Consider the following 16011-nt stretch of genomic DNA (forward strand, 5'->3'; position numbering starts at 1 on the left):
ATTATAATTAATAGTATATGAAGTTTTTATTGAATTCTAGCATTAACTAAACTCATAATACGTTCAAATTGTTCTTTAAGTCCCATGTCAGAATTATCAAACTCAATAGCATCGTCAGCCATGACCAAAGGAGAGTCTTCTCGGGTAGAATCTATTCTGTCACGTTCTTGTACGTTTTGTAAAATTTCTTCGTACTTAACTTTGTCACCACGATCTATTAATTCTTTATAACGGCGAGTAGCACGTTTGTCGGCAGAAGCAGTCATAAATAATTTTAGTTCAGCATTAGGGAAAACTACAGTTCCAATATCACGACCATCCATAACAATACCTTTGTTTTTACCCATTTCTTGTTGCTCACGAACTAACTTTTTTCTAATTTCAGAAACTTCAGCAACTTTACTTACTAATTTAGAAACCTCAATACTTCTAATTTCTTTTTCAACATTAGTTCCGTTTAAAAACATTTCAGCAAAACCAAGTTTTTCATTAAATGTAAAAGACAAAGAAATATTAGGTAAATCAGCAACTAAATCTTCTGAGTTAAAATGATTTTCAGAAATATAATCATGTTGCATGGCATATAAAGTAACAGCTCTATACATAGCGCCAGTATCAACATAAATATAACTAAGCTCTTTAGCTAATTGTTTAGCAATAGTACTTTTTCCTGTAGATGAAAAACCGTCAATGGCTATGGTGATTTTCTTTGTCATGATTCAAAAAAATAGATAGCAAATATACGGTGGATTTTTAATATTACGAGGTTGCTTTTTTGTGGTTAAGTTTAAGATTGTTGATTTTTTTTTAAAGTATTGTATTGTAGTGTTTTATTGGTTGTTTTTTTGTGTTTTTAAACTTTAGTTGTGGGTTACACATAGATTTTATATATTTCGGCGTTAAATTTTGTTAATTTTAATACCGTTTTTGTTAAGAAAAACTATAAATTTGACACCCCTTAAAGGATCCCTTAGATGAAAAATTACACTAAAAGCATTTTATTACTTTTAGCGACACTTCTGTTTTGTGCAACAAGTGCTGTATCTCAGACGCTGCTTAAGCCTGAGATTCAGTTTTCTAATGCTTGTAATGGTGCAGCTACAGATTTTAATGTGATTTTTAAATACTCGGGTTCAGATTTTAACTCTAATAATGTATTTACGATAGAATTATCTGATGCAGATGGAAATTGGGGAAGTCCGATCAATGTAGGTACAGTAACTACTGAAAATTCTTCATATACTTTTTCTAGAACTTTTCAATTGCCTGATAATACTTACGGAACTAATTACAAGATACGTTTGGTTGCTAGTTCACCAGTAATGACCAGTCCAGATTCAGATTCGTTTGCAGCATATAAATTTTCAACAGATACTTTAGTTTTAAATAATTATGATGATGTTGTACTTTGTGATAGTGGATCAGCAGAACTCATATTAAATACTAATCAGAATGGTAATTACGAATGGTACAAAGATGATGTATTATTTACCACTACAACGGAACCTAAACTAGAGGTCACTTTACCTGGAAAGTATGAAGTGAAAATTGATTATGGAGTTTGTGGGTTTAGAGAGTCTACAATATCTAATGTAATTATCTTAGATAATACAGCCAAACAAATTAAAGGGGCTTCAACCGTAGAAATATGTGGAGATGAGTCACATACTTTTGAAGCTAACACAAATCGTTCAGGTTTAACCTATAATTGGTACTTAGACAATAAATTAGTACAATCATCTAATTCTTCAACCTATACAACACCAACAACAGGGCAGTTTGGAACGTATCATTTGGTAATTGATACAGGAACCTGTACTACCAAGTCAAACGATGTAGTGTTACAACAACAAACTACAGCAGGTTTTACAGTAACGAATGTTGGAGCCTTAGAAAGAATTATTTTATTTGGTGAAAAAAAAGAATTGTGTATTACACATGATGCTGACCCCTCAGAAGTTACTATAGAATGGTATAGAGATGATGTAACTATGGGAACTGCTGTTAGGAATCAGTTATGCATAGATGCAGCTACAGCAGGGGTATATTATGCAAGAGTAACAAAGAGTACAGGTTCAGCTTGTGATGATATAGTTGATTCTGAAAAGTTTACATTGTTAAATGTAACGTCATTTGAGCCAACCATTAGAGTGGAAACGAGCTATGAGGAATGTAATACTAGAAGTACAGAGTTAAGTATAGTAGGGGTGAAGGCAGAGGCAGAAAATGGAGATATGTATGATCTAACATCAGATCAAATAGCTTTACTAAGTTTTGAATGGTATAAAAATAATGTATCAACAGGAGGAACAGTAAGCGAATACGAAGTTAATTCGTATTTAGATAATGGGACATATACATTAAAAGTAAGTTTTAATGGTGTAGAGGGGGTGTCTAATGAATTAGATGTTAAGTTGGCTGAAGTACCCGAAATAAGAAGCACATCAACTTCAAACTCACTTTGTGCTGGGTCTTCTATAACTTATACAATAAATAATGTAGTAGCAGGTTATACGTATCAATGGATTAAAGATGGTACGGATGATGTTACCCCTGCTAACCCTGAAAACTTAATAGTAACTGAAGTTGGAGAATATGTGTTGAAATATTCAGGTTTTGGTTGTGATAATGAACTAGAGCCTATAAACGTAGTGATGTTTGATGATTCTGCGGTAACCATTACTCCTTCTGAGATTGTGGTAATGGAGGAAGGAAGTTCAGCTACTATAACAGCAGCAGGGGGAGAGTCATATGAGTGGTATCAAGGAGAGAGTATATCAGGAACCACATTATCAACAACAGAACAGTTAGAAGTAACAGAGCTAGGTTTTTACACCGTATTAGTAAAAGTAGGGGCCTGTTCGGTAACAAGAACGGTAGAAGTTGTAGAGCCAGATGATCAAATTATAGTACCCAACACCTTAACTCCTAATGGAGACGGTAAAAATGACACATGGAAGATATCAAACAAATATGCGTTTCAGCCACTAGTAACTGTAATGTTGTATAATGCTAATGGTAAAGAGATTTTAAAAACAACTGAGTACAAAAATGATTGGCCAACAGAAGATTTAGGAAATCAAAAAGTTTTTTATTATAAAATAATAAGAGAAGACAAATTGATTAAAGCTGGAACGATATCTGTTTTACACTAAAAAGGTTAGAATGATTAGAAAAATTACCTTACTTATTATATTGATATTAAATGTGTTTGTTATACAAGCGCAAACTTCTGGTAATGAACAGCAATATAATAGTTTCAGTTCTCGTAACTTTATGAAGTTTAATCGCTTTTTAACCGTGCCAACATTTTCTGCATTACGAGAAAACAAAACATCTCTTTCAGCTATAGTAAGAAACAGTAACATAGATTTTGAGGATAATCCCCGTTTATATGTGCTTACGTATTCAGGGAAAATGAGAGAAAATGTTGGAGCAGGAGTGGCTGTATATCAACAAGATGTAGGGTCGGTAAAAGATTTTGGAGCTATAGCAAATTATGCACATCGTTTACAGTTAAATGAAACGATGGATTTAACTTTTGGATTTAATTTTTTATATAGTAGAAGAAGTTTAAACTGGGGGAAGGTTCTAGTAACTGATGATGACGATACTTTTTTAAGTAATTATCAAGATGATCCTGTGGTTAATTTTCAACCAGCAGTAACGTTGTCTATTGGAAAGTTTGATGTTGGTGTCTTTTTCGAGAATTTAGTAGACTTTAATCTTAAAAAAAGTGAGATGGCAACTTCTTTTGGAGAAAAAACATTTTCGGGACATCTAATGTACTCTCATGAATTTACTTACGCATCAGGGCTTTTTGAAGGAGCTGATGTAAGATTCCTAGCAACCGCTAGAAAACCAGGGAATGATGACTTTGGTTTTGGAGGGAGCGCTATAGTAGATTTACCTAAAGCAGGTTGGGTTAAAGCTGGTTATGACAAAACATATGGAATTTCAGCTGGTGTTGGAATAAACCTTTCAGAAAATTTAGCGATAGGATTTAGTTACGAAAAAAGTAGTTTTGCAGCAACAAATGAAGTTGGACTTATTTATAATTTTGGTAAAAAAAGGTTTACAAGAGAACGACCTAAGAGGAGAACAGGAAATATTAAAGTTAACCTTCCAGAAAGAACACCTAAAAAAGAAATAGAATATAAAAACCCAGAACATAACGATTTATCTGACGAGATTCAACAAGCACAGGATTCTATTGATATACTAAATAAAAAGATAGATGAAGTATTACGAATACTGAAAAATCAACCGGCTCCTAAAGTAATTACCAATACTAATACAGTAATTATTAAAGATAGTGCTCAAACAAAAGATACCACATTAAGAAGAAGATCAAATAAACCATGGCGTAAGAGTACTGTAACTCGCTCTGGTGGAGGAGGAACTATGTATTATGTGGTTTCGGACCAATTTAGAAGTAAAGAAAATGCAGAAGCTTTGATAGATAAATGGGCCCGATTAGATATTGAAGCTAAGTATGTATTTGAACCTAATAAAAAATTATACTATGTATACATAGATAGGTTTGCTAAAGAAGAGGAGGCAGAAGAAAAGGTAGACGATTTTAATGATAAAACACGTTTATTTGAAAAGAATGATGAGAAAAAAGATAATTCTACAATAAAGGTTAATAAGACTACTAAAGACCCTGTGTACGTAGTTAAAATTACCTTAGGAGGAGAGCTTAGTAGTTATGAAGAGCCAAAAACTCAACCACCAGCGAGGGTTTATCCAATGCAGGCCGAAGGAGTTGAGCCCGGATATTATTTACGAGTATACGTAAATTCTCAGAAAGCATTAGCTGATAGAAATGTAGATGAATTAAGAAACGATGACATAGATGCAGATTATTTTGTAGATCCAAAAACAGGCTACATGCATATATATATATTTAAAACAACAGATAGATCGGAAGCGATTAAAATGTACAATACAAATTTAAATGGTGCTTTTTATGATCGTAAAGCAATCATTCAAATTAAATAATATAAAAAAAGAACTTGATTAATTAATTTCCCCAATTGATATTATGAAGAGAATAATTACCCTACTAATAATTGTATTATATGCACTTGTTGGTTTTTCACAAGAAAACAATAAGAGTGAATCTTCAGTTCCCATAGAGCATTCTAAAAGTGAGGCAGATTCATACCAAGCATTCAAAGCTAAAATAGCTAAGCCTTCTAGTAGAGCTGCTGGATTTAATCAGAGAGTTGTTAAGCCAGATGGAACAAGTGGAGGTATTAATGTAAAAGGAGACATTACTTTTATAGGAAATAACATATTGAGTAAGTATGTTGGGTGGCCCAATTATAATGCAAATAGACCATATGATGGATATGAGGCAAATGGTCAAGTAAATATGCAGTACATTGACATAGATGGAGATCCATCAACAGTCTCTTCAAGTTCAGATCAATTAAATTTACCTAATTGTTCAAGAGTTGTTTATGCAGGATTATATTGGGCAGGTATTTATCCTTATGAAAATTGGTACACTAGTCCATACAGTAGGCAACATAATCCTAATAATATTAAGTTTCAGTTACCAGGTCAAGGATATCAAGATATAACAGCTGACGAAACTATTTTTGATGATAACTCTACATACATTAACTACAAAGATATTACAAGTCTTGTACAAGGTTTAGTTACTGTAGCAACCCCTAATGGACATAACGGAAGGTATATGGCTGGTAACATCAGAGCTATTAGAGGACGACAAGGGGGAGTCGGAGGAGCAGCAGGATGGACAATGGTAATTATTTACGAAAATGATTTAGAATCTAGTAAAAATATATCTGTTTTTGATGGTTATGCTGAAGTTGATGGTAGAAATGATGTAGACTTAACGTATTCTGGTTTTTCAACAATCCCTTTAGGTCCAGTTAGAGTTAATTTATTAGCAGCAACGTTAGAAGGAGATAGAAGCATTCCGGGAGATAGATTTAGAATACGTGATAGATTTGGAAATTTCATTAGCCAAACAACTGGAAGTAATAATTTAACTAATAACTTTTTCAATGGGAGTATGACTCGTTACAATAACTTCGTAACGTCAAGAGTGCCTGATGGAGAAAACACTTTAGGGTTTGATGTAGATTTGTATGAGTTAAACAACGGAGGGAATAGTGTTATTGAAAATAATCAGAGTTCAATAGATGTACAATTCACAACTGGGGGAGATGTGTACTGGCCTTTTTTAAATGCCTTAGCTGTTGAAATCATAGAACCAAAAGTACAATTAATTAAAACAATTGAAGATGCTAGTGGAAATGATATACAAGGCACACCTGTAGGTTTAGGAAATGAATTATTTTATAACATAAGCTTTCAAAATGTAGGAACAGATCATGCAAGAAATACAATAATTACAGATAGATTACCAAAAAATGTAGATTTATTAACAACTACAGCACCAAATGGCTCTGTGGCTCCAGATGGAACACGTTTTGATATAGATTTACCTCCAGGAGTATCTATAACAGCATACGATCCACCAAGCGCAGCTAATGATAATAGAGCTGAATTAGAGATTTCAGTACCAGATAATATGGTTTTAGAGGGAGGTGCCCTTTATAATATTCGTATGCACGTTCAAGTAGTAACAGACTGTAGTCAATTAAGAGATGTGTGTTCTAATGAAGTTAGAAATCAAGCTTTTGCCAGATACGAAGGAGTTAGAGGAGGAGTAGTTATTAATAATGAGCCTAGTTTTTCGGGATTAGATGATTGTAATTTTGGTATAGTTGGTACTTCAAACTTTTTAGTTGATACAAGTGGATGTTCTTTTGAAACGACACAAGTAATGTGTGGTTCTAGTATAACATTAACTGCTGGAGCAGGATTTGAATCATACGAATGGAGAGATGCCTCAGGTACTTTATTAGGAACTACTACAGTACCATCTTTTGATGTAACTAATGAAGGAACTTACACAGTTAATAAGATAGCCTCAGCAGCATCAGGATGTATAAATGCTGAAGAAACCATACATGTTGTAGGATATAATTCAGAACCAAATCCATTACAACCATTTGCAGACCAAGTATTAACTTGTGCAAGTAATGGAGAAGAGTTAGCTGAAGTTTACTTATGTGGTGATAGTGGTTCTAGAACTATTAATTTACCATTTGATACCTCTTCAGCTACAACAGTACAATGGTTTAAATTGGATGAATCTTCTTGTACCGATGTAACAGAATCAGGATGTCCTAATATAAATACAGGCTGTACATGGAATGAGGTAGGAAGCGGAGAATTTTCTAGAAACTTTGCAGATGCTGGAGAATATCGTTTAGATGTTTTATATGATGGAAGATGCCCTAAAAGTTACTACTTCAATGTGTACAAAGCAACTTTAAATCCTACCTTTATTACACAGGATATTTTATGTGGTAACAATGGGTCTATTACTGTAAACAATATACCAGCAGGTTATCAATACAGTTTAACAGGTCCAGGAGGTTATAATGCTCCTTTTCAAAATAGTAATGTTTTTTCAAATTTAACAGCTGCAGGAAACTATAACCTTTCAATTCGTGTAAGTAGTGCGTCTGCTGCTTCATGTACATATACTTTTCCTCCTATTAATATTCAGGAAAATGACATAGATATGGACGTCATTACAACACCTATGCAGTGTTTTAATGATTCAGCACAAATAAGAGTTCAAGTAAATAATGTTCCTGGAGATTATACATATGAATTATTACAAGGTGGAAGTGTAGTAGGAATAGAAGGTCCAACTGCTAATAACGATTTTACTTTTAATGTTACAGATGGTGGGGCTTACACAGTGAGAGTTACAACACCTCAGTGTACCGCTACAGAAACGATTGTTATTAATGAACCAGATGAGTTATTACTTACAGCATTAAAAACTAAAGATATAACTTGCGAATCAGGAAGTTCAGACGGAATTATTCAGTTAACTGCAAGTGGAGGAACATTAGACACATCGTCAGGTAATAATTATAATTTTGCTGTATGGACGAGTCAGGGAACAGATTTATATACAAACCCATCAGACATTCCTAATACTGCGTTTTTAACACCAGCAACAAACCCATACACCTACAATGTGCCTGTTGGTAGTGAAGGAATATATCGATTTATTGTTATTGATGATAATAACTGTTATACAATTTCAGACCCGGTAGAAATTACTGTAGAGCCAGAATTAGCTTTTACTCATTCAGAAACAGATGTAACTTGTAATGGTTTAACAGATGGAACTATTAATGTTAGTGTTAATGGAGATAATTTAGGATATGCAGTAGAATATAGCATTGATAATGCTACATGGAACACTACAGGTGCTTTTGATAGTTTAGATGATGGAACTTATACCATTTATATAAGGGCATCAAAAAATTCTTATCAGTGTTTATATGAAATTCCTAATGTAGTAATAAATGAGCCAGCATCACTTAATGGAGGAAGTGCTACAAAAACTGATTTAGAATGTAATACCTCTGGAGGAACTACCTTTGGTACTATAACCTATACAGCACCAACAGGAGGTACTCCTAATTATACATATTATTATAAGTTAAATTCAGCTGCAACTTATACATTAGCAGCAAATAATCCAGTAACAGGGCTCCCTGCAGGAACATACAACACAAGAGCAATAGACGCAAGTGGATGTATAATAGATTTAAATAATGTAACTATAAATGGTTTACCATCAGCACCAAATGTAACAAGTTCTGTGGTATATAATTGTGATGGTACAGGAAACGTAACAATAACAGCTACTCCTGCAGGAACATATACTTATACTTTAAACGGAAACTCAAATACTACGGGTGTATTTAATAATGTACCGGTAGGAGGATATACCGCTGAAGTAACTTATGGAGGTAGTTGTGTAGAAGACATTAGAGTTAGGGTAAATGCAGGAAATGAATTTTCAGGAAGTATTGTAGGCTCTACAGATAGTGAGTGTTATGGTTCAGATAATGGGTCAATCACAATATTAGCAAATAACGTTATAGGAGGAAGTTTTGAGTATTCGACAGATGGTGGAGCAACTTGGTCAATGACAGCCGATAACCCTTATAGAGTTGTAGGTTTAGCAGCGGGAACATATAATGTGTTTATAAGGGAAGCTGATGGAGGAGTGGCAAGTTGTGTAATTGATTTAGGTAATGTTACAATAGGGCAACCAGAAGAATTAACCTTAGCAGCATCGGTAACTCAAGAAGTAACTTGTAATATTGCAACAGGAACTATTACTGCTACTGCTACAGGAGGAATCCCTCCATACGAATATAGTATTGATGGAGGTGCTAGTTGGCATAGTAGCAATGTATTTAATAACGTGCCACCAAGAGCTACGGACTATGTTGTAATGGTTAGAGATAGTAGAAATTGTAACGAATGTGGTTGTACAGCTAAACTATTCCAAAATGGAAGCTTTGAAAGACCAGCAGAAACAACAACAAGATTCAGATTTTATAATGAAGATGATATACCAGGTTGGGATTCTACTGCGTCTGATAATCAAATAGAGCTTTGGCATAATGGATTTAATGGTGTTACCGCTTATGAAGGAAACTCTTTTGCAGAACTAAATGCTAACAGAGTATCATCATTATATCAAGAATACTGTACTCAACCAGGAGATATAATTACTTGGTCTGTAGCGCATAGAGGAAGAAGTGGTTTAGATAGAGCAACAGTGAAAATAGGAGGTGATTTAGCCACAGCCGGAGTTGTTGAAACTATGGAAACAAATAACACCGCTTGGAAAGTTTATACAGGAAGTTATACCGTTCCAGTAGGGCAATCAACCACAATAATTGCTTTTGATGCATTATCAACAGCTGGAGGAAATAACACTGTAGGGAATTTTATAGACGACGTACAAATTAATATTGCGAGTACAACTTGTGTACCTGTAAGTGTACCTGTTATAGAACCAAATACAGTAGATTTTGATTTAACACCTACATTATGTTATGATGGAAGTGGGAATGGTGAGATTCGTGTAGAAGTTACATCGGGTAATAATGATTACCAATTTAGGATTGATGGAGGAATTTGGCAAAACCCAAATGTAGCTACACCAGATGAGTTTACTTTTACAGGGTTAACAGATGGTACTTACAGTATTGAAGTAAGAGACGGATTAGGCTGTACAATTCCAGCAAAAGATGCAACTATTTTACCACAGTTAACAGCAACAATAACAACAGTAAGTGCAACATGTAACGATGGTCAAATAGTAATTACTCCAAACGGAGGAGACGGTAATTATGAATTTATAGTAGAAACAGGAGGGGTGCAAACCTCGTACACTTCTAGTCCAATTGCAGTACCAGCAGGAACTTATACGGTGTATGTAAGAGATAAAAATGGAGGAACAAATTACTGTGAATATTCAGATACAGTAACAGTGAATCAAATAGCAGCACCAACCGTAAGCAGTACATCAACACAACCAAATTGTAGTACAGATACGGGAACAATCAATGTAACTGTAGGAAGTGGAACCTCACCATATACCGTAACAGTTACAGGACCAGGAGGTCCATTTGTACAAGGACCATCAGCAGATGTTAATTACAGCTTTACAGGATTAGGAGATGGTACTTATCAAATTACAGTAAGTGATGCAAACGGTTGTCCACCAGTAGCCACATCAACAGAAACGATTAATGTTCCAACAGCATTAGCAGGAGGCTCAGCAAGTAAAACAGACTTAATGTGTAGCCCTACAGGCACTATTTTAGGAACGATAAGTTTTACAGCACCAACAGGTGGAACAGCACCTTATATTTATTATTATAGATTAGTAGGAGGAGGAGCTTATACACAAATAGCAGGAACAACAGTATCTAATTTACCAGCAGGAGATTATGAGACAAAAGTAGAAGATTCAAATGGCTGTGAAAGAATTTTAGACACCTTAACGATAGCAGATTTACCAGCAGTACCACCATTTGCAAGTACTGTAGTATATAACTGTGATGGTACAGGAAATATCACCATAACACCATTTGATGCTAGTTATACTTATTCTTTAGATGGAGCTGCAGCACAAACAGGAGCAAATGCTAATATTTTTAATAATGTAGCAGCTGGAGCTCATACCGTAACTGTAGATTATGGAAGTAATTGTACAGAAGATGTATTGGTAACAGTAGCAGCAGATCAAGAATTTACAGCAGCAGTTATAAACACGACAAATCCTACATGTTTAGGGTACAATAATGGAAGTATAGAAGTAGAAGCAAGTTTTCCATCATCAACACCAACTGAGTTTGAATATAATATAGGAGCAGGTTGGGTAAGTACTTCAGGAAATAATCCATTTGTTATACCAAACTTTACATCAGGAACACATACAATTGAAGTTCGTCCAGTAGGAGGAATTGCAGCATGTGAGCAAACAGTAAGTGCAACCTTAACAGATCCAAGTGTAGTAACAGTAGTAGCACCAGTAACAAAAGAAGTTACTTGTGTACCAGCAACAGGAGCTACTATTACACCAAACGGAAGCGGAGGAAATGGCGCACCATTTAGTTATGAGTTATTTGATAATGGAGGAACATCATTAGGAACAACTACGACAGAGTTTACAGATGTAGCAGCAGGAACGTATACAGTAGTAGCTACAGATCGTTTGGGTTGTGATTCATCACCAGTAACAGTAATGATAAACCCATCGCAAACAGTAGATTTTGATTTAACACCTACATTATGTTATGATGGAAGTGGGAATGGTGAGATTCGTGTAGAAGTTACATCGGGTAATAATGATTACCAATTTAGGATTGATGGAGGAATTTGGCAAAACCCAAATGTAGCTACACCAGATGAGTTTACTTTTACAGGGTTAACAGATGGTACTTACAGTATTGAAGTAAGAGACGGATTAGGCTGTACAATTCCAGCAAAAGATGCAACTATTTTACCACAGTTAACAGCAACAATAACAACAGTAAGTGCAACATGTAACGATGGTCAAATAGTAATTACTCCAAACGGAGGAGACGGTAATTATGAATTTATAGTAGAAACAGGAGGGGTGCAAACCTCGTACACTTCTAGTCCAATTGCAGTACCAGCAGGAACTTATACGGTGTATGTAAGAGATAAAAATGGAGGAACAAATTACTGTGAATATTCAGATACAGTAACAGTGAATCAAATAGCAGCACCAACCGTAAGCAGTACATCAACACAACCAAATTGTAGTACAGATACGGGAACAATCAATGTAACTGTAGGAAGTGGAACCTCACCATATACCGTAACAGTTACAGGACCAGGAGGTCCATTTGTACAAGGACCATCAGCAGATGTTAATTACAGCTTTACAGGATTAGGAGATGGTACTTATCAAATTACAGTAAGTGATGCAAACGGTTGTCCACCAGTAGCCACATCAACAGAAACGATTAATGTTCCAACAGCATTAGCAGGAGGCTCAGCAAGTAAAACAGACTTAATGTGTAGCCCTACAGGCACTATTTTAGGAACGATAAGTTTTACAGCACCAACAGGTGGAACAGCACCTTATATTTATTATTATAGATTAGTAGGAGGAGGAGCTTATACACAAATAGCAGGAACAACAGTATCTAATTTACCAGCAGGAGATTATGAGACAAAAGTAGAAGATTCAAATGGCTGTGAAAGAATTTTAGACACCTTAACGATAGCAGATTTACCAGCAGTACCACCATTTGCAAGTACTGTAGTATATAACTGTGATGGTACAGGAAATATCACCATAACACCATTTGATGCTAGTTATACTTATTCTTTAGATGGAGCTGCAGCACAAACAGGAGCAAATGCTAATATTTTTAATAATGTAGCAGCTGGAGCTCATACCGTAACTGTAGATTATGGAAGTAATTGTACAGAAGATGTATTGGTAACAGTAGCAGCAGATCAAGAATTTACAGCAGCAGTTATAAACACGACAAATCCTACATGTTTAGGGTACAATAATGGAAGTATAGAAGTAGAAGCAAGTTTTCCATCATCAACACCAACTGAGTTTGAATATAATATAGGAGCAGGTTGGGTAAGTACTTCAGGAAATAATCCATTTGTTATACCAAACTTTACATCAGGAACACATACAATTGAAGTTCGTCCAGTAGGAGGAATTGCAGCATGTGAGCAAACAGTAAGTGCAACCTTAACAGATCCAAGTGTAGTAACAGTAGTAGCACCAGTAACAAAAGAAGTTACTTGTGTACCAGCAACAGGAGCTACTATTACACCAAACGGAAGCGGAGGAAATGGCGCACCATTTAGTTATGAGTTATTTGATAATGGAGGAACATCATTAGGAACAACTACGACAGAGTTTACAGATGTAGCAGCAGGAACGTATACAGTAGTAGCTACAGATCGTTTGGGTTGTGATTCATCACCAGTAACAGTAATGATAAACCCATCGCAAACAGTAGATTTTGATATAGCAACAACATGTTTTGATGGAACAAGTGGAAGTATCTTAGTGAGCAACACCGTTGGTAATGGAGATTATCAATACAACATTAATGGAAATCCATGGCAAAATCCAGATGTAGCCACACCAGATGAATATACTTTTACAGGACTGACGCCAAATACTTATACAGTTAATGTAAAAGATGGTAGGGGTTGTATTACTACTAAAAGTATAACTATTAATCCGCAGTTACAAGCAACAGCAACACCCACAAACGCTAGTTGTACACCTGGATCAATAGCAATTAGTGCTACAGGAGGTACAGGAATAGGAACTTACGAATATGCTGTAGTAACAGCTGGAGACCCAGTACCTACAACAGGTTTTTCAAACACGAACCCTATAACTAATTTAGCACCTAACACTTATGATGTATATGTAAGAGATAGTTCAACATGTTCTTATGTTATCGAAGATGTTGTAATAGCATATATTATGCCTGTAGATATCACAGCAACACCTAATAACCCTACATGTAATGGAGATAGAGGTAGTGTAGATGGTGAAATAATAGTAAATAGAGGTCAAGGACCTTATACTATTACCATTGAAGATAGTTCAAATACCGAAATAGATAGATTAGACAACTTCATAGGTACTAATTTTAGTTTCAATAACTTAGCTGTAGATACTTATGAAATTAAAATTACAGATGCTTTAGGGTGTGAGGACACTTTTGATTTTACATTAGAAGAATTACCACCTTTAACAGCCGATTTAAGTTCAATTTTACCTGTGTGCGGCACACCTTTTTTAGGAAATGAAAACCTGTTTGGTTTTGAGTTTACTAATTACCCTACAGTACCAACACCTTATAGTGTTGAGTTTAGTAAAGATGACGGAGCAACATGGCAATCTTCTCCTACATTTACAGGAATAGATTCAGGGACAATAGTTTACCCAGCGATAAGGATTGTAGAAGCAGATGGTGTTACTACAAGATGTATTTTTAATTTTGGAAGATATGAAGTTCCTTATCCAGTTGAAGGTTTAATCGTAAACCCAGTTGCAAATCCTACTAGCTGTAATGAAGGGTTTAGTGTAACTGTTGAAGCTTTTTTAGGAGCTGGTCCTTTCCAGTTTGCAATAGGAACTCCTTCTGGTTGGGTTGATCCAGACATTGATAGTCCAGCACCTCCAGCACCAGCACCAGTACCTGATCAAGATAGAACGTATACATTTAAAAATTTAACTCCTGGGTTAACGTATGTGTTTTATGTAAAAGATTTAAATGGTACTCCTCTTGATACAACAGATGACTGTATTAAGCAGAACAATGAAGATGTTTATGCTACTTTTACCCCTTCTGTGCCAATTACACCTACAGTAAACAATAATCAATGTAGTGGTAGTTCTAATGGGCAAATTACATTTGAAATAGATAATACAAGTACAGATTTAAACAATAATTTTACTTGGACGTTGTATGAAAGAGACCCAGTAACTAACGCAGGTACAGCTTTACCTGCATATACGAATGTTCCACAAACAGGTTTTGCCCCTATTGTGGCAACTGGGTTACCTTCAGGAGTATATTATATTATACTTAGCAATACAACGGGAGGACCACCTGTTTGTGAATTTGGTAGTTTAGATGTAACTATTAAAGAAGGTCAGCCTATAACAGGTAATTTGAATAAATTAAATGATATTACATGTAACGTTCCAGGGAAGATAAGAGTAGAAAATGTTTTAGGAGGATTTGCACCTTATACTTACAATGTAACCTTATCTGAAGCGACGGCAATGGCAACAGTAACAGGTAATGAAATTACAGTAACAGCACCTACAAATATAACATCTGTAGATGTAACGGTAGAAGTTGAAGATAGTAATGGAACAGGAGCATGTACCGCTAATTTAGGCACAGTAACTTTAAACGTAGCACAATTACCAACAGTTACAGCAGTAGCGGATAGTTGTCCTACAAATAAAACGATTACAGCAACAGTTACTACTGGTGTAGCACCTTACCAATATTCATTAAATGGGGGAGCTACCTTTAGTACAGAAACAATTAACACAACTTTTACACAAAATAATGTAACCCCAGGTAGTTATGGTATTGTAGTAAGAGACGCTACAGGTTGTGAAAGTGTACCAACAACAGTAATAGTACACGAGAATGTTACATTTGATGTGGTACCTACAAAAAATGCAGAGTGTGTTTTAAATGGAGAAGCTACTCTTACAATTAATAGCGGTTCACACAATACAGCAACTTTCACAGCAAACTATACTTATTCGGTTGATGGAGGGGCTCCAGTAGCTATCCCAGCAGGTAACACTACAGCAATTATTAGTTTGGCACCAGGAACATATACAGTATCAGTTACAGATATAAATACAGGATGTACTACAGGTACACAAACTGTAACTATTCAAGATGCTGAAACTCCTAGTTTCACAGCATTAGCCGAGGCTAGTTTATGTTCAGGAGATGATTCTGGTAGAATTACTTTAACAGCTGTAGATAATGGTATTTTACCATTAACGTATAGTATAGCTCC

4 protein-coding genes are annotated in these 16011 nt (G+C 35.3%); 3 read left to right on the forward strand and 1 reads right to left on the reverse strand.

Annotated features, from left to right (window positions below):
- Positions 1–26 precede the first annotated feature (26 nt).
- Entirely contained in the window at positions 27–716 is a 690-nt protein-coding gene (gene cmk / locus NH341_RS13530; RefSeq protein WP_253057225.1) for a (d)CMP kinase, read from the reverse strand.
- 258 nt (positions 717–974) lie between these two features.
- Between cmk and NH341_RS13535 the strand changes: the two genes are divergently transcribed.
- From NH341_RS13535 to NH341_RS13545, 3 genes are all read left to right on the forward strand, one after another.
- Complete coding sequence (locus NH341_RS13535) at positions 975–3155, forward strand: gliding motility-associated C-terminal domain-containing protein (protein WP_253057226.1); 2181 nt, start codon at positions 975–977, stop codon at positions 3153–3155.
- A 10-nt stretch (positions 3156–3165) separates the two neighbouring features.
- Positions 3166–5004 (forward strand): PorP/SprF family type IX secretion system membrane protein, encoded by a 1839-nt coding sequence (locus NH341_RS13540; RefSeq protein ID WP_053056712.1) that lies wholly within the window; start codon positions 3166–3168, stop codon positions 5002–5004.
- Between the two features lie 43 nt (positions 5005–5047).
- Positions 5048–16011: hypothetical protein (locus NH341_RS13545; RefSeq protein WP_253057228.1), on the forward strand; the 10964-nt coding region annotated here is incomplete at its 3' end.

This window comes from Tenacibaculum sp. XPcli2-G (assembly GCF_024124505.1).
GTDB classification, from domain to species: domain Bacteria; phylum Bacteroidota; class Bacteroidia; order Flavobacteriales; family Flavobacteriaceae; genus Polaribacter; species Polaribacter mesophilus.

Bases quoted from the DNA above. Each gene is read 5' to 3' on its own strand.
- cmk (WP_253057225.1), bottom strand. From the start codon at position 716: ATGACAAAGAAAATCACCATAGCCATTGACGGTTTTTCATCTACAGGA.
- NH341_RS13535 (WP_253057226.1), top strand. From the start codon at position 975: ATGAAAAATTACACTAAAAGCATTTTATTACTTTTAGCGACACTTCTG.
- NH341_RS13540 (WP_053056712.1), top strand. From the start codon at position 3,166: ATGATTAGAAAAATTACCTTACTTATTATATTGATATTAAATGTGTTT.